This window comes from Endozoicomonas sp. PH6C, assembly GCF_059322965.1.
In genome coordinates, this window is the sequence record NZ_CP185342.1 from 1250463 (window position 1) to 1271859 (window position 21397).

Sequence of the window (21397 nt, forward strand, 5' to 3'; positions counted from 1 at the left end):
GAGAGACCCATAAAATTTTTTACTTGTTCCCAAAGAAATCAGGGCATCCAAAAAATTTCCGACTTGTACTTGCAACCTGTTTGGAAACACATCACCCCCCTCGAAAGCCGAGCTTCGTAACTTGAGATAACGTATGGACTCCCACGTTGTGACCCAGAGGGTTTAAAAGCAAGGGGCCAGAGTTCTACGTCAGTCTGTGGAGTCTGGAAACAAGGTGTCAATGTGTAAAACCGTCCTGCCCTTACTGAAAGACAGAAACTTTGTTAGTTGCACTTAACAGCTTGCTATGAACTTTTATGCTAAAAACGCCTCTAAGTTATTAGGAGTAATTTTGTAAGCTCTTGCTAATCGAGGAAAAATACTTATCAGGGAGATAACCGACATGGATGGCATAAATAAAAATTCCGACACAGTTTTTTCAAACTCACCACCACCCAAGCGCGCCCGAAGAGGGAAATTACCCACTGGTTTCATTATGGGTAAAGAAGTTACTGTATATAATGAAAGTTCTCCGCATTGTCTCAATTTGCCCTCAGCAACCTATGCAGGGCAATCAATCGAACTACAGGAAAAGTCACCGTTTTTTCAAAGTACTTCAGATGAGACAGCCTGTGCTTTTTCAAGGCCTGTTTCACTTTATAGTGAGCGAGATAGTAGACTGTTATCCGATGTTTTAAGAGTACTGGGTGTCGACAAAAAATATATGCCTGACAGGGTTCTTGCAAAAAAAAGCGACACATTTTCATTAGCATTAGAATTGAGTTTGGGTGAACTGGAAGAAGAAACGATAAGCAGCGTAACGTCTTTAGTTCTTCAAAAAAACTTCGATCTGAAAAGCTATTCAGAATCTACTATTTTTTCACCTGATGATCAGGATGGATATAAGAACTACCTCAATAATGACCCAAAGCATGATTACGTGTTTTTTCATAAGCTTAAAGTTTCGGATGATAGCGAAGAGGAAAGTATTCATGATTTTGTTATTGTTAGGGGAGCTGAAAAATTTCACTTACTACAGTCAGTTTCTGGAGCATTCACTCTTGAACAATGGATTACTGGTGACTCTTCAATGATAAACAATCAAGCAAAAGAATTTAAAGAAGATTGTGATTTGAGTTTATTTCAGTGCGAAAAAAAATCTTCCCCTTCATCCGCTAAAAAAATGCAAAGAATCTACAAGGAATTTGAAAAAATAAAATCGTCATTCGGTAGAGTTATAAAAACATCAAATAATAAAGCCTGTTCTAAATCTATATTTGGCCAGAAGTTTGTGCCTACATTGTTTTCAGCTTTAAAAAATTCGGATGACCGACCATATTTTAGAATGTTCTCATCTTCAAGGAGATATTTGGGAGTTAAAAAAGAAGATAAGATTACTCTTGAAGTCTATAGGGGGAAAATATAAAGAGAAACTGAGGGAATTTGGATGCTCACAAAATGTCTTGATGATTTTGCTGCCCTGTGTTAAAGATGAACTGGAAGTCCTGATTGGCATTATTTCTTTTTCTGCCTCGTCAGCAAAATCTGTGTGGCATTTCTGGTTCGGGCAGGTTGCCCAGTGCATGATATAAAGCGATTTCTGCACATCTATAGGTTCTGAAACCATACGATTTTCTCGTAGTGAGTTTTATCTTGGTGTTCAGACCTTCCACAATTCCGCTGGAAAATGCTTTTTTTGCCCTGAACCAATTCAGGATCAGTGGCCTGTGCCGCCGAACAGTTTTAGCTACTTTCTTCATCGGCTCTATCTTTGACCGCATGACTCTTGTACACCACCGGTCCAGATACTTTCCTGCCCAGTGTGGTGATATGTAACCCCAGAACACTTGAAACTCCTCTCTGAGCAGATAGCCCCTGACACTTTTGAGATTATACTGAAGCACTGTATTTAACTTGATCTCTTCTTTCTCGGTCAGGTTTTCCTTCCGTTTCAGCAGACACCAACGGGTCTTTTTCAAAACAGGCTCATAGCCATCAGCCTGAAGCTGTTTGTGTTCTGATGCCCTGACCTCATCGATGGCCTTGTTCAGCATGGCCACAATGTGAAATCGATCCAGAATATGCAGCGCCTGATTGGCAAACTCGGCGATCGCCTTTACATAGGGCTTCCACATGTCAGAGCAGACATACCTCAGTTGCTGACTACGCTCAGGGCCAAAAAAGAAGAAAAAGTTTCTAGTTGTGGCTTCAGTACGATCCTGACCAACCCATAATAGCCGGGTGCAACTGCGATCAATCTGATAAACCACTGTCAGGTATTTATGTCCGACCTGGTAAGCCACTTCATTAATGGAAAATAGGACACCCATAGAATGGTGGAATGGAAAACGCATGGAAAATAGGACACCCATAGAAAGAGAAGGAAAATAATAGCGAGAAATTAGGACACCCACATAAGGAAGGAAAAAGAAAAATAAGACACCCATAAAATTTCTTGACCAGAAGCCAATACATAGCCAATTAGGAAATTAGGACACCCAAGAAGGAAGAAATTAAAAGAAATTAAGACGCTCACAAAATTTCTTAACCAAGAGAAATTAGGACACCCATAGAAATAGAAAATAGGACACCATAGAAGGAAAATAAGACACCCATAAAATTTCTTGACCAGAAGCCAATACATAGCCCGTCACGCATAAAAAATACCTGATCGGATCAAACTTGGGATGACCCTAAACTCGATAAAACAAGGAAATACAACTTATTAGGTTTATAAAATATGCAGAATCCCATCTCACCAAATCTATTCGGTAAGAATGTGGCGTATAAGGCAAAAGATGAATCAACCAGGCTGAAATAACTGGCCACAACAATATAACCCCTGAAGCCAACGTTGACCTGTACTGATCGCATATGCCTTCATGGCCTTCAGTCGTCCGACTGCACGATAAAATCGATTGTTTCTGCTCATGGTTTTTAGCCATTCGTCACCATCTATTTCTAGTCTTGCCAAGATAGGAGGTGAGCTTTCCGCTATAGAACCTTTCTTATCTTTTCTGACCGCTCTTCCACTCCAGTCTACCAGCTCCAGATAATCATGAAGAATGTATGGCAATGTTTTATTCGGGTCTTGCTCCTGGTTCTGAAAAGGCTTCAACATGAACGGCTGCCTGCTATCTGTTGCTTCGGTAGTTTTTTCAATGCGTTTTTGGATAGAGGTATAGTCGGATTGCTCTGGTGTTGAGGCAAGTTTTGCCCTGATAGGGTTAAGGTCAACATAAGCCATACAGGTCAGTAAAGCGGCTTCATCCAGTAACGCCTGACTTTTAAAACGTCCTTCCCAGAATCGGCCCTTACAACCATCTTCCCTGTTGGCTTCACGGGCAAGATGTTCGTTCAAGCAACGCATAAACCAGCTGATACTTTTCAAACGGCTACGATACTCAGCCACATATTCATCGATACGGCTGAGCTCCGAGCTGCTGAGCTTTGCATTGCTCAAATGGCGTTGGATCAATAATGGACCTGTGAAAAGGGTAGTCCATCGCCGCAGTATTTCATCTCGATTCCACTTGTCAGACTCATTGATGTTGATGTGTAGTACCAGGTGATAGTGATTAGACATCACAGCATAAGCACAGACTTCGATAGCAAAGACAGAGGTCAATGTACGCAGACGGTCGACCACCCACTGCCTGCGATGCTCAAAACTATTCCCGGTCAGATGATCCTCACCACACAAGTAAGCCCTGCGGACGCACCGAGACACACAGTGGTAATAGGGTGTCGAACCTGAATCAATCAGGTTGCTGCGGGCTTGAGTCATGAGATCTCCTATTGCTATGGTGGGTAAAAATCGTAAACATGAGAAAAATAGCTTAACCAGTCGATTGGTCAAATATATGGATGTCCTTTTTGTTTTTTTTTGTTTTTCCTCTTGTTGTGTCCTTTTTGTTGTGGTGCCTTCCTCTCTCTCTTTGGATGTCCTTTTTGTTCTGTCAAATATATGGGTGTCCTTTTTGTTCTCTTCAAATATATGGGTGTCTTTTTTGTTCTCTTTCTTTGTTCGTCAAATATATGGGTGTTTTTTTTGTTCTCTTGTTGTGTCCTTTTTGTTGTGGTGCCTTCCTCTCTCTCTTTGGATGTCCTTTTTGTTCTTTTTGTTCTCTCTCTTTGTTCTCTTCTCTTTTTAAAGTTACCGAGGCTACTCTTGTCCGGCTCATAGCCGATATACGATGATTATGTCCACATAAATTCAGTGCTCATGCTCACGTTCATTCATCAGTCTCACCATAAAAGCGCAGTGTTTCTTTTAATGACGCTGACACTACTGGCAATGTGGTCGGCTCTTCAAATCTGGGATTTCGGACTGTCCAGCTACAACTTCAGGCGAGTTGTTCAAGTTGTTTTTCTTTCTGTTGCCTCTGGGTTGTTTATGGTTTGCTATCAGTCCCTGAATGGCTTTGCTTATTTGCCCGTTCTGGCCAGAGTCTTGATCTTCCTTGGCTTAGGGTTTGGATCATGCTCGGCATTAATGAGTGAGTATCCGTTAAAAGGCATTCAGGAGGTTGGGCTCTATGGTTTACTGATGATGAGCACTTTACTCCTGGCCAAAAGTATTGATGAGAGAAAGCTGGCAGGCATTATCAGTGTTATTGGCATGGCTTTAGGGCTTTACGGTTTTGGCTACCTGTTTCACTATGCCGTTTATTTACAATATCCGCCTGAGTCCTGGATGCACACGATTTATGGATTTACTAACCCCAGGATTTTGAATCATGCGCAGAACTGGCTGATTCCACTTTTGGCTTTACTGCCCCTTTTGTCGAAAAGCAAGGGGTCACTGGTTCAGAGGCTAAGCTGGATTCCCTTGATGATTATGTATTTTTTCATTTTTTTATCACAGAGCCGAGGCATCCTTCTGTCTTTGGTTATGAGTGGAATAGCTATTTACTTTTGTTTCCAGAAAGTAATAACACCCATTATTCGAGTTCATACAAAAGCATTGATGGTTGGGTTGATCGCTTATACGGTTTTTATTTGGCTCATTCCTTATTTATTGGGGCATGGAGTCAAGGGATTCAGACCACTCTCAGCGGCATTGAAAACCTATGATCGTGTTGAGCTTTGGATCACTGCCTGGCAACTGGCATTAGATAATCCCCTGTTTGGGGTGGGGCCTCAGCATTTTATTCTTTCATCAGACAATGGACTGGGATCGCCCCATAATATTGTTTTGCAATGGCTTTCTGAGTGGGGGACGCTGGCTACATTGTGCTTTGTTATCGTCATGCTTTGGGGTGGCGTTTCTTACCTGATGCGGCTGAAAAAAAGGTTAGAGAGAGGATCATTGTCGGTGCAGCAAACCTATATCCAGATATCGGCCTTTTGGGCTATTCTGAGTGCGGTGCTTCATGCCCAGATCAGTGGTGTATTTATCACGCCTGTGAGTCAGATGATGATGTTGCTGGTAGTGGGCTATTGTCTGTATGCTCACGATAAGGACAGAGTGAAGGTCATTGCTGAAGTTAAGGATTACGAAGTGAGTGTTTCAAAGCTGTTGGCTTCAATGCTTATCTTGTTGTCTATTACCTTCTTTAGCATTTTCTACGTTGAGTTTATTCAGGGAACCTACCCAGTTTCAATTCCCTTTGAATCCATGGCCCCACGTTTCTGGCAGAATGGAGCCTTTCACCTTGTTAATTAATATGGATTTCTCTGGCTACCAGTTGTGGATTCAGTAGGCCCTGGTAGGAAAAATACTCCTGAGTCCGCCCTTTCTGATAACTGACTTCGTAGAGCATGAAGAAAGGAAACCCACCTTCCCGGGTCATTTGTCTGAAATCTGCGTGCCAGCCAACAAAGGTGTGATTCTGATATTCTCCCAGTTCACTGCCTAATAAGGGTCTGAAATTGTCTTTTCCCACGCCTGTGGTTTTGAGTGTGTGGTGCCCCGATTGAATGATCAGCATCAGCTCTGAGTCTTGCCCCTGCTCAAAATAACGATCCACTTCACCTTGGTAGACATGTTGAAGACTGACAGCGCCGGTGATCGCAGTGGATGTCAGTATCAGCACAACAGTAATGACCCGGGCAACAAGAGAGAGTTTTTTATTGGCGAAAAGGGTGAGATTTTTCATGGCAGCTGCCCCTGAAGAAAAGCCTGTATAAGGCTTATCGGGCCACATCTGAAAATCACGAGAAATCAGCGGTTTTAAAAACGAAAGGTAAGTCCTAAAGCTCTGGTCATGAGCGCCGACATCTTGCTAGAGACTGACCTGTGGGGCCCAGTGTATTGGCGGAGGGCAGCTATTCAATGACCGAGGATAACGAGATGAAAACATGGATGTCCAGGATGCTGGGTTTCACGCTGATCGAACTGATGATCGTAGTGGCGATCATTGGTATTCTGGCGGCAGTGGCGATTCCCCAGTACCAGAATTATACCCGTAATGCGACAATAAACGCCGCGTTGAGTGAAGCCAGCCAGTATAAGACGGCTGTAGGTATTTGTGCTCAAACCAACCCTATCACTGATTGTGATGATGGATCAAATGGTATTCCCGCTGCAAGAAACACAATAGACGATGTCGTGGATGGGGTTATCACAATTACTCCAGGTGGGGCTTTTGCTTCACAGACTTTAACGTACACTCCTGATGCAACAGGCACTGTATGGACTCTTACATGTAATGGTGGTGGTACATTGTGCAGCAATGATTCTTTAACTACTACACCAGATTACTCGCCCTAGAACTTTACTGACGTAGTTTCTTCGAAGGCTGGATTTAATTCCGGCCTTTTTTCTGTTTGGTGAATCTATGAGGGTGACCTGAGATTGAAAGTCAGAGGTAAAATCAGGGCCGTTTAAAACATTCAATAGAGTCCCTGATGTCTGAAGTGTTTAAATAGTCTTTAGCTCTCCGGGCCTGCTCAACGGAGATCAAAGCTACAGCCGACATTTCCTCTGGCGTGGCATCAAGAATTTTGTCCCAGCTTTCAAAATGGCTTGCCAGCTTTCTGGAACGGGTTTCTCCCAGCTGTGGAATGCTCAGGGCTCTTATCTGGGACTTTAGAGAAATCCTATGAAGTGTGTTGAGTACTGATAGCAGCTGTTTCGATGAATGTTCATTCAAGCCAGCCTGTTTCAGGTCAGACTCAGACACTTTGAAACTATCTGGAAAGCGGTCAATGGCCTTATTTGCCATCAGCTTTTTTATCAGTGGCTCGTGCAAAAAGGGAATATCCAGACTTATCCCCAGCCATTTCAATCTTTCAGTAAACTGTTCTTCACAGCCCGGCTTTAACTCAAGGCAGGAGAAGGCATTGTATCTTTTCGGGTCTGGAAACATTGGTCGGGTGCGATGCTCCGGCCTCAGAACAACCTGACCAAAAACCGGTGTAGCAGCGCCTTTCAGTTGCACAGAAATCTGGTCACCAATAGCGATATCCTTCTCAGACAGGTTTTTGATGCTGCCCAGTGATACCTGCCGAACAGTTTCCCCTCCGATCGCTATCGGTTCCAGCTGAAGTACCGGGGTGATCTGGCCGGTACGTCCCACTCTGAAATCAACGCCTTTAACTGTGGTTATCGCACTGTCGGAAGGGAATTTCCAGGCAATGGCCCAGGCTGGATTCTGGCTCTCCCAGCCCAGTTTTTTACGAAGCTCGAGGTTATCCAGTTTCAGAACGATACCGTCCATAAGGAAGGGCTCCATATCGCTGCGTTTATTATAGGTATCACGAATTTTTTCTATCTCTTTCAGAGTATTACCCCGTTGGGTATGCTCGGCAGGTAGCTCAAAACCATAGCCGTACAGGGTATTAATCACCGTCTTGTCGCTATCAAAAGGGCTGTTGACCCAGCGCCATGGGAAAAATTCGATACTGCCCAGTGACGAAACATCCAGTTCTTTGCGGCTGATATGGCCGGAGACATAATGACGGGCACTGCTATAAACGGAATTTTTGACGGTCTCATTCAGGCGGGCAAAGAGTTCTCCGTGCAGGACAATATCGTTATATTCCGTAATCAGCGCTTTCGGGATCATGGGCATGTGTTTGACGGCATCAAGAATATTCTGCCCTCTGTCGCCTGTGCCCCGGGTAGAAGCGGCGACCAGTTTGCCGTTCTGATAAACCAGCTCAACCGCAACACCGTCAATCTTGGGTTGAACCAGAATGATTTCCTTACCGGCTTGTTTGAGAAATTTTTTGATATCATCAATGTCCCGGGCCTTTTTCAAGCTACCCATAAAGGCGCGATGGTCAACGTCTCCCTCGATATTCTCCTCAGCAACAGGGGGAAGTGTCAGTTCCGGAAAACACTTTATCAGAGATTGCAGTTGCGCTTTCAGCGCATCGTATTCATGGTCGGTGAGCACGGGAGAGTGTTTGTTGTAGTAAAGGTCATCGTTATGTCTGATCTCTTTTTGCAGAGCAACGATCTGCTTTTCAGCCTGCTCGGAGGTCCAGCTTGGACAGGCGCTCCATACAGTGATTGGAATGAGCAGGAGAAAAAGCGAAAAAAGGTGTTTCATGATCAGTTTTCCGGGGAGGGGGACGTCTTTAATTGATCGGCCAGATAAGACGAAACTGATCGAAATGGGGCATTAAAGCCCCATTAAAGTTAAGGGTTGTATCCATCCGGATTGTCGGACTGCCAGCGCCAGGCGTCGGTCACCATTTCTTCAAGCCCCCGCTCTGCTTTCCAACCCAGCTCATTCAGAGCTTTGTCGGTATTGGCATAGCAGGCGGCAATGTCACCGGAACGGCGAGCCGTGATCTCGTAAGGTACATTTTGGCCAGACGCTTTTTCAAACGCCGCAACTATTTCCAGAACACTGTAGCCTTTGCCCAGGCCGAGGTTCCAGGTATGTACGCCTTTGGTCGTACGAAGTTTTTCTATGGCTTTGACATGACCCACTGACAAATCCACCACGTGGATATAATCACGAACTCCGGTGCCGTCGATGGTGGGGTAGTCGTTACCAAAAACTCTTAATTTTTCCAGCTTTCCAATGGCCACCTGAGTCACGTAGGGCATCAGGTTGTTAGGGGTGTCATTAGGATCTTCGCCAATGCGACCAGAAGAATGAGCACCTGCCGGATTAAAGTAACGAAGCAGGGCAATGCTCCAGTCAGTATCCGATTTGAAGAGATCTTCCAGTACTTCTTCCACCATCAGTTTCGAGCGGCCGTAAGGGTTAGTGGCACTCAGCGGAAAATCTTCTGTGATCGGCAGACTGGCAGGATCACCATAAACGGTCGCTGACGAGCTGAAGACAATGCGTTTTACATTGGCTGCCTGCATGGCCTGGCAGAGTACAAGGGTGCCGTAGACATTGTTTTCATAGTAATCGAGAGGGATTTCGCAAGACTCCCCTACGGCTTTCAACCCCGCAAAGTGAATAACGGCTTCAAAATCGTGTTGCTGAAAGAGGGCGTCCAGCAAAGCTCGATCGCGGATGTCGCCGTTGACAAACGCCAGTGTTTTGCCGGTAATCTCCTGAACCCGGCTCAGAGATTCTTCGCTGCTGTTGCTGAGGTTATCCAGAACCACTATTTCGTAGTTGTCGTTTAATAATTCCAGACAGGTATGGCTACCGATATAGCCTGCACCTCCTGTGACCAGAATTTTACTCATGGTTTTGGCTTCCTGTTCAGATCTCTGTGGTATCAACCAGTCTCATGGACAGATCAATGGATTGAATATCTTTGGTGAGTGTTCCGATGGAAATAAAGTCGACTCCGGTCGCTGCAATTACCGGCAGGCGCTCATCGGTAATACCCCCGGAAGCTTCCAGCCCGGGTTGAGGTGCTGGCAGGGAGTTGTTCAGTTCGACGGTTTCACGCAGTGCGTCCAGAGGGAAGTTGTCCAACATAATGATGTCGGCACCAGCGCTTCTTGCCCGCTGGAACTCTTCCATGTTTTCGACCTCAACTTCCACAGGCTTGCCCGGAGCCATGGCGCGGGCGGTGCTGACTGCCTGCTCAATCCCGCCACAGGCGGCAATATGGTTCTCCTTGATCAGGAAGGCATCATAAAGCCCGATCCGGTGATTGTGACATCCGCCTGCCATGACGGCGTACTTTTGGGCGAGGCGAAGACCGGGCAGGGTTTTACGGGTGTCCAGCAGTTTAACGCCCGTCGCTTTGACCAGATTGGCGTAGTAAGAACAGCGGGTAGCAGTGCCGGAAAGGGTCTGAAGAAAGTTCATGGCTGTACGTTCACCGGTTAACAGGCTTCTGGCAGGACCTTCCATAAAAACCAGAACCTGATCCGCTCCCACCTGTTCACCTTCCTGAACCTGCCAGTCCAGAGTCACCGATGGGTCAATCTGCCTGAATACTTCATCAAACCAGGGGCGTCCCGCAATAACCGCAGGTTCACGACAGAGGATGCGTGCTTTGGCCATTTGCCCGGCAGGAATGAGGGAGGCCGTAATATCACCTGAGCCGATGTCTTCTTCCAGGGCATTGCGAACATTGTGCTGGATGGTGTCGGTCAGGTCGGAAGCGAGATTGTCTCGGGGCTGCATGTTGACTCTACTAATATATGGCCGGAAATCATGAAGAATTGGCGGGGATTATAAACAAATCGTTGTCTCATGTCTTTGTTCTTGCCGACTGTACCAGCTTGACATGATCTATACTCGGGGGTCATGTTCAGAACACGCAGAAGACCAAAGATATGTACATTATCAAGCCCTTTAAGTGTGCTCTTCTTGCCCTGACCATGTCCTGCTCTCAGGTATGGGGCGAGACCAGACAAATTAATTCCTACATAGCCCTGAAGGGCGCTCTTGAACAGGGAGAGGTCCCTGTTATCGGTGTGATTGATTTTGGACAGTGTACTCATAAGCTCAAGAAACTTAAGCATCATTCTCATCAGGCGGTACAGAGTTTCCATGGAAAAGAGGTCACTATTTTTAAACGAAACACCATCAATGAAGATGGCTCGATAATGATGTTAACGAGCTATAAACTGAACTCCTATTTAATGGCCGAAGTCAGGGATGCCAGACCTCTGCCAGACTGGATAGACTGGCCAGCCTGGATGGAGTGGCAAAGTGCCTACACCCTCTCCAGAGAAAATAATAAAGAATTTAATATCTGGTTTATTGCCTCGGATGCAAAAACCGGAGAGACCCTCAAAACCGATCACTTCACTTGTCCATTTGGATCAGCCATTAAGTTATGGCGTACACCTCACTCTTGAATTGACTTGTCGCTGATGCCTTGACGTTATTTTTTGGCTAACGGATGTTGAGTTCTGCCAGCTCTCTCATCAGTGTCCGATTGGCAGGCGCCTCCGCGCCCAGCTTTTCAGCCTGCTCGATCAGATAACCGTTAATAAACGCCAGCTCGGTTTTTCGACCCTGTCGGGCATCCATGCAGGTAGAAGAGCGGTTCATTGCGGTATCCCGGCAGACTTGCCTGACCAGCTCAAGAAGGTTTTCTGAACCGGGAATGCCGGCCGCTTGCCTCACCTGTGTCACTTCTTCAGCCAATGCTGCTAAACGTTGTTGACGCTCTTCAGTGTCCAGCAGTTGTCCATTCCTGCAATCATACAAGGCAGTAAGACCGTTGATGGCACAATTGACTGCCAGTTTATCCCAGAGCTTTTCTTCAATCTGATGGGTAAACTGAATGTCAACTGGCAGCTTTTCCAGAGCGCCTTTTAATCCTTGCCAAACAGCATTCTCAGGCTTCTGACCAACAGGACCCACCCAGGTTGATCCACGACCGGCATGACAGACATGCAGAACGTCTTTCATCCATGCCCCTTCTGTTGTCGATGCGGCCCATACGGTTTGTGAACTGAAATGTTGTGCTATTGCTTGTTGGCTGCCCATACCGTTCTGGATTAATAGTATCTGGCACTGGTCTGATAAGTGATCAGCGAGTGAAAGAACGGCCGGTTCAGCATCCTGTGCCTTTGTGCAGACCAATAAATGGGTTATCGAGTCAGTGAGAGATTCGGAAGAATCCAGTTTGATAGGGAAGTGTTGACTGACTCCATCCAGTTCATCAATGGCCAGAACAGGCTGGGTAACGTTGAGTGAGTGCAAGCTCTGTTCCCGAACAAGCAGGGTAGCTTTCATGTCCGCCCTGAGGAACTGAGCTGTCCACAGGCAGCCCATACTGCCAGCACCGATGATATGCCAGGTCACTTCTTGGCTCACTCTGGTTGAGATAATCCGGGCGAGTTTAAACAGTCAATGGTGATATGTGAATATTGAGTGCTGCCAGCGGTGTAAGATTGGTCTCTATTTGTTCTCGACCATTCAATTTTTCTCCACCTATCTACAGTTTTTTCAATTCAAAATTGAAAATAATAAGCATTAAAAATGAACTTTCTTGATTCATTCAAGTCAGAGATTGTATGTAAACATTATTTATGAACCAGGGGGAATGATATGGACGTTTCGAATAATACCGCAGGAGTGACTAGCACCGGTGCATACAATAGGGTGTCTGAGGCTAACGCTGCTTCCACCAGTACATCATCAAAAAGCACTGTTACCACCGTTAATCCCCATAAGCAATTGCAACACGCCCATGAACACCCTGCAGCAGGCCATTCCAGAGCGGGTTGCTCCCTGGTTTTCAGGACGATATCTCAGGCGGCTAGCTCAATTACCCAAAGAGTCACCTGCACCCTGAAAAGGACATCGCGTGTTATTGGGTTGGCTTGCAGTGGTGGCGCTACTATGGCGAAGGTTCTCTGTTATCGTTCTCCTGAACCAATTGCTCAGTTTTTCCATAAAAATGGCGGACTGTGGGGCAAAATAGGCCAATACGTAGCGGCAAAACAAGCACCGGCTGAGTATTTCAAATCACATCAAGATCTTTATAACTACACGACTAACATGGTAAAAGTCGCGAGCCAGTGCTCGGCAGGCAAGGTTGATCCTGAGGTAATCAGGAAAGTTATCGAGCGCAATGTGGCTAATGCCGGACTGCTTTCTGAAGATGCCATGCCGGAACGATCAGGCACAGCTGATAATGACGGCAGTAGCCAGTTCATGGCTAACAGTGCTGTTTCAGCAGCACCTGTCCGGCATGTTAAAACACTCGGGCGTGGGAGTATTTGCCAGGTCGATCAGTTTAATATTGGTGGACGAGATTTTGCTGTTAAATATTTATCACCAGAGTTGGCAGAAAAAATTAATATTGATGTTTCGTTGGTGAACAGCCTGATTTCTTTCTTTTATGGCTGGGGTTTTATCTCAGAGATGTACTTTAACGACATTTGCAGTGCATTCAAGAGTTGTAGTAATGAGTGTGACTTATCACGGGAACTTAAGTTTACCGAAAAAGCGTCTGAGGCCTTAAAAAATTTGACAGAAACCAAGCGCTACCATGTAACTATCGACTCAGGCCATCAGGTGCCGGTTCAGTTCAGGGTACCTGAGGTGTCTGTACCCTTATCCAGCCCTGATGCCCTTGTGATGGAGTATATTGATGGCTGTTCTCTTGATCGTACAGACGCGTTAAGGGAGAGGCTCGCTTCATGGCAGCCGGACTGGAAAGAGGGTGGAAGGCTAACTGAAACGGAAATAAATACTATTATTGTCGGCATTCATAAACTTGTGCTAGAAGCTTATTTGGATTTATTCAGTGAATCCTTTTTTTTAAATACTGACCCCCAAACGGGTAATTTCATGGTGAAACTGGAGAGTGATCGTATCAGTATTTATTGTATTGATCACGCCAACAGTACTGGCAATAACGATATTTTGCGCATGATGAAAGACCCTGTTTATTATTCACTTCTTGCAGGACTGTTCTTGTTGTTTCATAACCGTGCTAACGGGAATGGCCTGATTGAAGAGGAAAATATCCCAAGCTCGATGGATACAACCGACGAAGTTGACATCCGGGCTCTGGTTTGCACGGCAATATCCCCGGAAGCGCAGGAATCTATAGAAACATTTATTGAAACTTATCGTAGGGGCTTTGGACCGGATATCATACCCCCCATTGATGAATTACAACAATTTCAGAGAGAAGCTAGCGTTGGAGAAATTTGCAGTCAGATTTATCATTGGTTAAAAGACATCTCGGACGATTCTGATACGGAGGGGCCTGTCCAATCAGAGGCTGCGTTTGTGGAGCTATTGACGCGATTTTTGATCCGGCTTGCCATGGAACATGTGGAGCAAGATATGCAGAAGGCTGACATTACAGCCTTGCACAGAGTTGTCGCTGTTCCTTTTGACAAATTTGCTCAAAGTCTGGGTTTTCAGATCAGTCCGAACAATCCCATATTACTGCGGGTTGGGTGGCAATTGTCTGCATATCGCCAGTATATAGGGCAACTGGAGTCGCTAATGGATAACTGGGAGTATTATCGAGAATAGCGAGCTATTTGACGAACAAAAGCGGGTTTTCAGACCAATTTACTGCCGCCACGACTTAGAAGACACTCTCGCTATTATCGTGAACCACCTCCAGAAATAATAACCACACCACCCGACAACAGTATTGTTGGTGCTGGCTTTGCCAGCCAGTCATGTTTGTGAACTGAAATGTTGTGCTATCGCCTGTTGCCTACCCATAGCGTTCTGGATTAATAGTATCAGGCACGGGTCTGATAAGTGATCAGCGACTGAAAGAACAGCCGATTCAGCATCCTGCGCTTTTGTGTAGACCAATAAATGATAAGCATTAAAAATGAACTTTTTTGATTCATTCAAGTCAAAGCTGTATGTAAACAATATGGATGAACCAAGGAGTTGATATGGACGTTTCGAATAATACCGCAGGAGTGACCAGCACTGGTGCATACAATAGGGTGTTTGAGGCTAACGCTTCCACCAGTGCATCAAAAAGCACTGTCACCGCCATTAATCCCCATAAGCAATTGCAACCCGCGCATGAGCACCCTGCAGCAGGTCACTCCAGAGCGGGTGACTCCCTGGTTTTCAGGACGATATCTCAGGCGGCTGGCTCAATAACACAGTAAACGCCAAATAAACCCACGCCCTTCAGAATCAAAACCCCATTTGAAATGATTAGCCTCCCGATATAAGGAGGCCAATATGTCAAAGAAATTACCCGCAGACAGTGAATGGCTAGAGCGTGTTCAGTCGTGGCGGGATTCAGGTTTGACTCAGAGTGCGTGGTGCCAACAGCATGGTATAAGGGTATCCAAATTCGGATACTGGAAGCGTAAACTCGACACAACCCCCAGCGTAAAACCGACCCCGAACAACTCTGGCTTTGTCCAGGTAACACCCCAACCAGAACCTGGTGCGCCTTCTCGGATAACACCACTCTCCATCACCCTACCCAGTGGTGTAACAGTGTCCGGTATTGATGAAAGTAACCTGTCGCTTTGTGAGCAACTGGTGAGGGATATGCTATGAACACCCCGGTTATGCGACCGTCAGAGGTATTACCAAAGGTGTTTCTCTACCGGGAGCCGATTGACTTTCGCAAGTCATTTCGTGGGCTTGCTGTGTTGGTTGAACAAGAGCTGGGGCACAACCCCTTTGACGGCTATTTATATGCGTTTACCAACCGGCAGCGTAATAAAATCAAGTGCCTGTTCTGGGAAGATAATGGTTTTGTGCTTTATTACAAGAGCCTGTCTGAGGACAAATTCCACTGGCCCAAACCGGACGAAGAGCTGGTTACATTAACCGGGAAACAATTAAACTGGCTGCTGGACGGCTACAATCTCAATGCCATGCAACCCCATAAAAAAAGGCATTATGAGAGCTGTTTTTAGTCCTGTTTTTCAGGGTTTTATGGTAAAATAGCGACCATGAAATCGACCGCCGACACTCTGATTTTTCAGCCGAAATCCGCACTGGATTTGCCCTTTCATCAGGCTGAGACTAACCCTGAAATGGTCGCCTTGTTTGAGGCGATCCATTCGCAGGAAAGTGTCATTCTTGAAAAAGAAAATGCCCTTCTTGAAAAAGAAAATGCCCTTCTTGAAAAAGACGACATTATTCAAAAGAAGTCAGAGGTCATCGATTCTCAAAAAAAACGCATTGCGCAACTGGAAGAGTACCTGAGGCTCTCCCGATCCCGCCTGTACGGAAGAAGCACTGAAAAAAACAACAGCCAGGTCGACATTTTCAACGAGGTGGAGCTGGAAGGCTGCACCGGAGAGCAAGACGAAGCTGAAGGTCAGCCAGAGCAAGAGCCTCCAAAACCACGCAAAAAGAAAACAGGGCGCAAGTCATTTTCAGAGTCTCTGCCCAGAGTGCAGGAACGCTCTGAACTCAGTGAAGAAGAAAAAGCCGGAGCCATTGATACCTTCTTTGTCAAAGTCCGTGAAGAGCTTGATATCGTTCCGACCAAGGTTCAGGTGAAAGAAATTCTGCAAGAGAAAGCAGTCTTTCCAGAAGTCGATGAGCATGGACAGGAGAAGCGGGTCATTAAAGTTGCAGAGCTGCCAAAACACCCACTGCCCAAATCTTCACTCTCTGTTTGCACACTGGCCTGGATCATTGTCTCCAAGTACTGCGACGCACTGCCTTTGTACAGGCAAGAGAATATCCTCAAGCGATACGGTGGCTCTGTCACCCGGACGACGATGGCCAACTCTTTGATTCGGCTGTCTACAGAACTGCGGCCACTCATCAATTTGATGAGAGATCATCAAAAGACCGGTTCGGTGATCCATGCTGACGAAACCCGAATTCAGGTGATCAAGGAAACCAGCAAGTCCATCAACTCTGACAAATATATGTGGGTCAGCCTTGGTGGGCCACCCGGACAAACATCGGTGGTGTTTGAATACGATCCCTCAAGAGGCAAGGAGGTTCCCCTGCGTCTGTTCGAAGGGTTCAGCGGTTACCTGCAAACTGACGGGTATGCCAGTTACGACGCTGTATGCAAACAAGAAGGCATCACCCAGGCGGGTTGCTTCGACCACGTTCGCAGGAAATTTCTGGATGCCAGGAAGGGCGAAGCCAAACCGGGCAAAAAGGTGAAAAACACCCGCGTTAGCAAGGCGAATGTCGCTTTAGGCAAAATCGGTAAGCTTTACGCCATTGAGAAAGAAATAGGAGATCTTCCTCCATCAGAAAAAGCCATCCTGCGTCAGCAAAAGAGTAAGCCACTACTGGACGACTTTCATGTATGGCTGGAGAAAAACATAACCAGGCTAGACCCGGGCAGCCTGTCGCACCAAGCCATGAGCTATGCATTGAACCAATGGCCAAAACTGGTCGTTTACTGTGACAACGGCCACCTGGATATCAGTAATGCCGCAGCGGAAAACACCATCCGCCCCTTCGCTATTGGCCGCAAGAACTGGATGTTTGCAGACACGCCAAAAGGGGCGCAAGCCAGTGCCCTTTTATACAGCCTGATTGAAAGCGCAAAGGTGAATGGTCTGGAGCCTTTCAATTACCTGAACCATATTTTAAAAGAGCTGCCTTACGCCGATACCGTTGAGAAACTGGAACAGCTTCTCCCCTGGAATGTTAAGACAGGCAAAGAATAAGAAATCTTGGGGGCGGCAGCCAGTACGCTGGTTTATTTGGCGCTTACATAACACAGAGAGTCACCCGCACCCTCAAGAGGACATCACGTGTTCTTGGAGTGGCTGCCAGTTGCGGCGCTGCAGTGGCGAAGAAAGTCTGTTTACGTTCTCCTGAAGCAATTGCTCAGTTTTACCATGAAAATGGTGGGCTATGCGGCAAAATAGGCCAATACCTGGCAGCAACTCAAGCACCGGCTGAGTGTTTTAAATCAGATCAAAAGGTTTATAACTATGTGACTGACATAGTGAAATCCGCAAGTCAGTATTCGGCAGGCAAGGTTGATCCTGAGGTAATCAGGAAAGTTGTCGAGCGCAATGTGGCTAATGCCGGATTGCGTTCTGACAGGCTGCTTTCTGAAGGTGCCATGCAGGAACGATCAGGCGCAGCTGATAATGACAGCAGTAGCCAGGTCATGGCTAACACTGCCGTTTCAGCAGCAACTGTCCGGCATGTTGAAACACTTGGGCGTGGGACTATTTGCCAGGTCGATCAGTTTAATATTGATGGACAAGACTTTGCTGTTAAATATTTATCACCAGAATTGGCAGAAAAAATTAACACTGATGTTTCGATAATGACCGGCCTGTTTTCTAACCTTAATAACTCGGGTTTTATGTCAGAGAAGGACTTTGACGACTTTTCCAGGGCATTCAAGAGTTTTAGTAATGAGTGTGATTTATCACGGGAACTTAAGTTTACCGAAAAAGCGTCTGTGACATTAAAAGATTTGACAGAAAGCAATGAGTACCGCGTAAGTACCGGTTCAGGCCATCAGGTGCCAGTTCAGTTCAGGGTACCTGAGGTGGCTGTATCGTTATCCAGCCCTGATGCCCTTGTGATGGAGTATATTGATGGCTGTTCTCTCGATCGTACAGACGCATTAAGGGAGAGGCTCGCTTCATGGCAGCCGGACTGGAAAGAGGGTGGAAGGTTAAGTGAAGTGGAAATAAAGACTATTATCGTCGGCATTCATAAACATGTGCTATCGGTTTATTTGGATTCAGTCAGTGAATCCTGTTTTTTAAACACCGATTTTCAATCGGGTAATTTCATGATGAAACTGGAGAGCGATCGTATCAGTATTTATTGTATTGATCACGCTAACAGTAGTGCCAATAACGATATTTTGCGCATAGTAAAAGATACTGTTTATTATTCACTTATTATTGGACTGTTCTTGCTTTTTCATAGCCGTGCTACCGGGAATGGTCTGGTTGAGGAGCAAAATACCCCCAGCCCAACGGATACAACCGACGAAGTTGATGTCCGGGATCTGGTTTACACGCCAATATCTTCGGAAATGCTGGAATCTTTAGAAGAATTTATTGAACCTTTTCGTAGCGGCTTTGGACGGGATATCATACCCCCCATTGATGAATTACAACAATTTCAGAGAGAAGCTACCGTTGGAGCAGTTTGCAGTCAGATTTATCATTGGTTAAAAAACATCTCGGATGACTCTAGTACGAAGGGGCCTGTCCAATCAGAGGCTGCGTTTGTAGAGCTATTGTCGCGATTTATGATCAGACTTGCCATGGAGCATGTGGAGCAAGATATGCAGAATGCTGGCAAAGCGACCTTGAACAAAGTCGTCGGTGTTCCTTTTGACAAATTGGTTAAAAGTCTCGGTTTCCAGATCAGACCGATCGATCCCATGGTAATGCGGACTGGGTGGCAATTATCTGCATATCGTCAGTATATAGGGTATCTGGAGTGGCTATTGGATAAATTGGAGCCTGACAGAGAATAGCGCCCGTCCGGGCGACCCTATAATCAGTAGTTGCAATAATAAAGACCTGACCTGAATGGGTAAGTATTTTTGTGACACCCTCTCTAAGGAGGGTGTCGCAAAACTCTGGTTCCCATGCTCCAGCGTGGGAACCCATACCCATCTCGCGCTGCAGAGTCCGCTTTTCAGGGGAGGTATGCATTCCCACGCAGAGCGTGGGAACGAGTTGTTAGAGTTTTGCGACAGCCTCTAAGGCTCCGGGTGTTGGTCTCTATTTGTTCTCGATCATTCAATTTTTCTTGACCTGTCTACAGCTTTATAGCTTAAAGTTCCTTCCTGTTGATGGTTTGAGGATGCATCAGTGTGTACCGGATTTCTGAGTTAGCCGCCGCTGTAGGGCTTTCACGTACAGCGCTTCTCTACTACGAGAAACAGCAGCTTATTTCAGGTAAAAGACTTGAAAATGGCTACCGTCTTTATAGTGATAAAGACCTTCAAAGAGTCCGCTTGATTCAGCAACTGCAGGCGGGAGGGCTGACTTTGAAAGAGTGCAAAGTTTGCCTTGAAAAAAAGATAGACAGGGACCTGTTGAAAAACCGCCTCAGGCAGCTTGATGAAGACATTGCACTGAAGCAGCAGTCACGAGCGCTGTTGGCAGCCATGCTGGGTGAAGGTGACCTCAGAGCCTGGCATGAAGACCTCGATAAGGTTGCTCCTGATGCTCATCTGAACTGGTTAGTAAAACAGGGTTTTAGTGAAAAAGAAGCCCTCAGATTGAAGTGGTTATCGAAAGATATGAATGATCACGAGACTTATATGATCGACTTTATGAAAGTTTATGAGACCCTCGAACGCTGGGGGACCAGGCAGTGAAAAAGACACGCTGAAAGCATTATCACTGGTGCCCGAAGCCCCTGCTGATATTCTGGAGATTGGTTGTGGCAAAGGCCTGTCAACCAGCGTTTTGATAGACAATACCGAAGCAAACATTACTGCCATAGATAATGAACCGTCAGCACTGGCTCGATTAAAAGAGCGTTTTGAGAAGCAGGATATTTCCGGACGGCTTTCCAGCGTTCGCGTGAGCATGACTGAATTACCCTTTGAGAGTGAGAGCTTTGATCTTATCTGGTCGGAAGGCAGTGCCTATATCATGGGGGTCCAAAAAGCCCTGACGCAATGGCAGTCATTACTGCGGCCCGGTGGCTTTTTGGTGGTAAGCGACCTGGTATGGCTAACTGATAATCCGGTCCGGGAAGCGATGGCCTATTGGCAGCAAGACTGCCCTGATATGCAGACGATCAGCAATCGTCTCAAGCAAATGGACGCTGTCGGATATGATCTGGTCGATCATTTTTCTCTATGCCGGGAGTGCGTGGGATAACTAATCCGAACCACTGAAAAAACGAATCCATGATTTGTCTCCTGCCATGCCTGACTCATTTCTGCACACGGAACCTCATAAAAAACTAGTCCACATACAGCAAGGTATCCTGTTCAGAACAGTCGACCTTACCTTCGCTCCAGTTTTGATAAAACGTGAGTCTGTGGCCAGGATTCGCAAAAACCGTAATATAAGGCAGATCAGCATAAGGTTTATACCATCTGAATCGAGCCTTTACAGAAGGCTTATCATCCCGTGTGACAAAAAAGTCCTGATAGGATTGATGCAGATTTGATTTCCAATGCACCGCGACGTAATCCGGTGGGCAACTCGTTTCTAAATCAACATCGGCGACGTCTTCCGACAAATGCGCCACACCTGGATAGTATACGCCATACATGCCCTGACTCTCACCACCAGCTCGAATGGTATAACTATGCCTCTCTGATTTAGGTGTGCCTGGATAGTGTGCAAAATAGATGTAAGCATCTTCCGCTAATGTACTAAATGAGCATAAGGCAATGAATGCAAACAAGAAACCGCGATTAATGTATATCATCTGTAAGAACCCACTATCTACACCACAAATAATCGTCAGTAGCACACAAAACGTTCATTCCGACACAATGCCATTATCTGGATAAATTGGATTATAAAAACGATGCCATTCATCCATTATTCAACTTTGTGGCAACACAGATTTTGAACGCTTAGGCAAGATTGTGTTAACACAAAGCATGGCTGGTTGCACTCAGGAAGCTAAGTCGTGTCCTCGTGACCACCAAAGCTGATATGCTCTACTTGGCGCATCAAGTAAGCTGGAGATCCACC

21 protein-coding genes are annotated in these 21397 nt (G+C 46.0%); 12 read left to right on the forward strand and 9 right to left on the reverse strand.

Annotated elements, in window-relative coordinates:
- Nucleotides 1-382: 382 nt before the first annotated feature.
- Nucleotides 383-1405, forward strand: coding sequence for a hypothetical protein (locus ACOMG9_RS04855; RefSeq protein WP_448216004.1), 1023 nt, complete (start codon nucleotides 383-385; stop codon nucleotides 1403-1405).
- Nucleotides 1406-1514: 109 nt separating this feature from the next.
- Here ACOMG9_RS04855 and ACOMG9_RS04860 read toward each other — a convergent pair whose 3' ends face one another.
- Complete coding sequence (locus ACOMG9_RS04860; protein ID WP_448216005.1) at nucleotides 1515-2333, reverse strand: ISL3 family transposase; 819 nt, start codon at nucleotides 2331-2333, stop codon at nucleotides 1515-1517.
- A 449-nt stretch (nucleotides 2334-2782) separates the two neighbouring features.
- A complete protein-coding gene (locus tag ACOMG9_RS04865; RefSeq protein WP_448216006.1) occupies nucleotides 2783-3766 on the reverse strand; it encodes a transposase in 984 nt (327 codons plus the stop codon).
- 609 nt (nucleotides 3767-4375) lie between these two features.
- Here ACOMG9_RS04865 and ACOMG9_RS04870 point away from each other — a divergent pair.
- On the forward strand, nucleotides 4376-5647 hold the full coding sequence (locus ACOMG9_RS04870; RefSeq protein WP_494529876.1) for an O-antigen ligase family protein: 1272 nt from the start codon (nucleotides 4376-4378) through the stop codon (nucleotides 5645-5647).
- Here ACOMG9_RS04870 and ACOMG9_RS04875 read toward each other — a convergent pair.
- A complete protein-coding gene (locus ACOMG9_RS04875) occupies nucleotides 5640-6080 on the reverse strand; it encodes a hypothetical protein (protein ID WP_448216008.1) in 441 nt (146 codons plus the stop codon). The genes ACOMG9_RS04870 and ACOMG9_RS04875 overlap by 8 nt on opposite strands.
- Before the next feature lie 140 nt (nucleotides 6081-6220).
- Here ACOMG9_RS04875 and ACOMG9_RS04880 point away from each other — a divergent pair, with 140 nt between their 5' ends.
- Nucleotides 6221-6694, forward strand: a complete 474-nt coding sequence (locus tag ACOMG9_RS04880) for a pilin (RefSeq protein ID WP_494529877.1) — start codon at nucleotides 6221-6223, stop codon at nucleotides 6692-6694.
- A gap of 103 nt (nucleotides 6695-6797) precedes the next feature.
- On the opposite strand, the gene ACOMG9_RS04885 is transcribed toward ACOMG9_RS04880, so the two are convergent.
- The 3 genes from ACOMG9_RS04885 to nadC form a co-directional block, all read right to left on the reverse strand.
- Entirely contained in the window at nucleotides 6798-8480 is a 1683-nt protein-coding gene (locus tag ACOMG9_RS04885) for a helix-hairpin-helix domain-containing protein (protein WP_494529878.1), read from the reverse strand.
- Between the two features lie 89 nt (nucleotides 8481-8569).
- Nucleotides 8570-9586, reverse strand: a complete 1017-nt coding sequence (galE, locus tag ACOMG9_RS04890) for a UDP-glucose 4-epimerase GalE (protein WP_448216011.1) — start codon at nucleotides 9584-9586, stop codon at nucleotides 8570-8572.
- A gap of 16 nt (nucleotides 9587-9602) precedes the next feature.
- Nucleotides 9603-10481 (reverse strand): carboxylating nicotinate-nucleotide diphosphorylase, encoded by an 879-nt coding sequence (gene nadC, locus ACOMG9_RS04895; protein WP_448216012.1) that lies wholly within the window; start codon nucleotides 10479-10481, stop codon nucleotides 9603-9605.
- Between the two features lie 152 nt (nucleotides 10482-10633).
- Here nadC and ACOMG9_RS04900 point away from each other — a divergent pair, with 152 nt between their 5' ends.
- On the forward strand, nucleotides 10634-11161 hold the full coding sequence (locus ACOMG9_RS04900) for a hypothetical protein (protein WP_448216013.1): 528 nt from the start codon (nucleotides 10634-10636) through the stop codon (nucleotides 11159-11161).
- Between the two features lie 37 nt (nucleotides 11162-11198).
- Here the strand turns inward: ACOMG9_RS04900 and ACOMG9_RS04905 are convergent, their stop codons facing one another.
- A complete protein-coding gene (locus tag ACOMG9_RS04905) occupies nucleotides 11199-12128 on the reverse strand; it encodes a ketopantoate reductase family protein (RefSeq protein WP_448216014.1) in 930 nt (309 codons plus the stop codon).
- Between the two features lie 528 nt (nucleotides 12129-12656).
- Between ACOMG9_RS04905 and ACOMG9_RS04910 the strand changes: the two genes are divergently transcribed.
- Nucleotides 12657-14309: an AarF/UbiB family protein gene (locus ACOMG9_RS04910; protein WP_494529879.1), complete on the forward strand. Its 1653-nt coding sequence runs from the start codon at nucleotides 12657-12659 to the stop codon at nucleotides 14307-14309.
- A 150-nt stretch (nucleotides 14310-14459) separates the two neighbouring features.
- On the opposite strand, the gene ACOMG9_RS04915 is transcribed toward ACOMG9_RS04910, so the two are convergent.
- Entirely contained in the window at nucleotides 14460-14735 is a 276-nt protein-coding gene (locus ACOMG9_RS04915; protein WP_448216016.1) for a 2-dehydropantoate 2-reductase N-terminal domain-containing protein, read from the reverse strand.
- Between ACOMG9_RS04915 and ACOMG9_RS04920 the strand changes: the two genes are divergently transcribed.
- From ACOMG9_RS04920 to ACOMG9_RS04950, 7 genes are all read left to right on the forward strand, one after another.
- The gene (locus tag ACOMG9_RS04920) at nucleotides 14690-14914 is read left to right on the forward strand and encodes a hypothetical protein (protein ID WP_494530407.1); all 225 of its coding nucleotides are present in this window, start codon (nucleotides 14690-14692) and stop codon (nucleotides 14912-14914) included. The genes ACOMG9_RS04915 and ACOMG9_RS04920 overlap by 46 nt on opposite strands.
- A 76-nt stretch (nucleotides 14915-14990) precedes the next feature.
- Nucleotides 14991-15317 carry an IS66 family insertion sequence element accessory protein TnpA gene (tnpA, locus tag ACOMG9_RS04925; RefSeq protein ID WP_448215653.1) on the forward strand — a complete coding sequence of 109 codons (327 nt, stop codon included), beginning with the start codon at nucleotides 14991-14993 and terminating at the stop codon, nucleotides 15315-15317.
- Nucleotides 15314-15682, forward strand: a complete 369-nt coding sequence (gene tnpB, locus ACOMG9_RS04930; protein ID WP_448215654.1) for an IS66 family insertion sequence element accessory protein TnpB — start codon at nucleotides 15314-15316, stop codon at nucleotides 15680-15682. The genes tnpA and tnpB overlap by 4 nt, the downstream gene beginning before the upstream one ends.
- 36 nt (nucleotides 15683-15718) lie before the next feature.
- Nucleotides 15719-17413: an IS66 family transposase gene (gene tnpC / locus ACOMG9_RS04935; protein ID WP_494529122.1), complete on the forward strand. Its 1695-nt coding sequence runs from the start codon at nucleotides 15719-15721 to the stop codon at nucleotides 17411-17413.
- A gap of 122 nt (nucleotides 17414-17535) precedes the next feature.
- Nucleotides 17536-19203 carry an AarF/UbiB family protein gene (locus tag ACOMG9_RS04940; RefSeq protein WP_494529880.1) on the forward strand — a complete coding sequence of 556 codons (1668 nt, stop codon included), beginning with the start codon at nucleotides 17536-17538 and terminating at the stop codon, nucleotides 19201-19203.
- Nucleotides 19204-19545: 342 nt separating this feature from the next.
- Nucleotides 19546-20055, forward strand: a complete 510-nt coding sequence (locus tag ACOMG9_RS04945) for a MerR family transcriptional regulator (protein ID WP_494529881.1) — start codon at nucleotides 19546-19548, stop codon at nucleotides 20053-20055.
- Nucleotides 20021-20566, forward strand: a complete 546-nt coding sequence (locus tag ACOMG9_RS04950) for a class I SAM-dependent methyltransferase (protein WP_494529882.1) — start codon at nucleotides 20021-20023, stop codon at nucleotides 20564-20566. The genes ACOMG9_RS04945 and ACOMG9_RS04950 overlap by 35 nt, the downstream gene beginning before the upstream one ends.
- A gap of 85 nt (nucleotides 20567-20651) precedes the next feature.
- Here the strand turns inward: ACOMG9_RS04950 and ACOMG9_RS04955 are convergent, their stop codons facing one another.
- Nucleotides 20652-21125, reverse strand: coding sequence for a hypothetical protein (locus ACOMG9_RS04955; RefSeq protein WP_494529883.1), 474 nt, complete (start codon nucleotides 21123-21125; stop codon nucleotides 20652-20654).
- Nucleotides 21126-21397 lie beyond the last annotated feature (272 nt).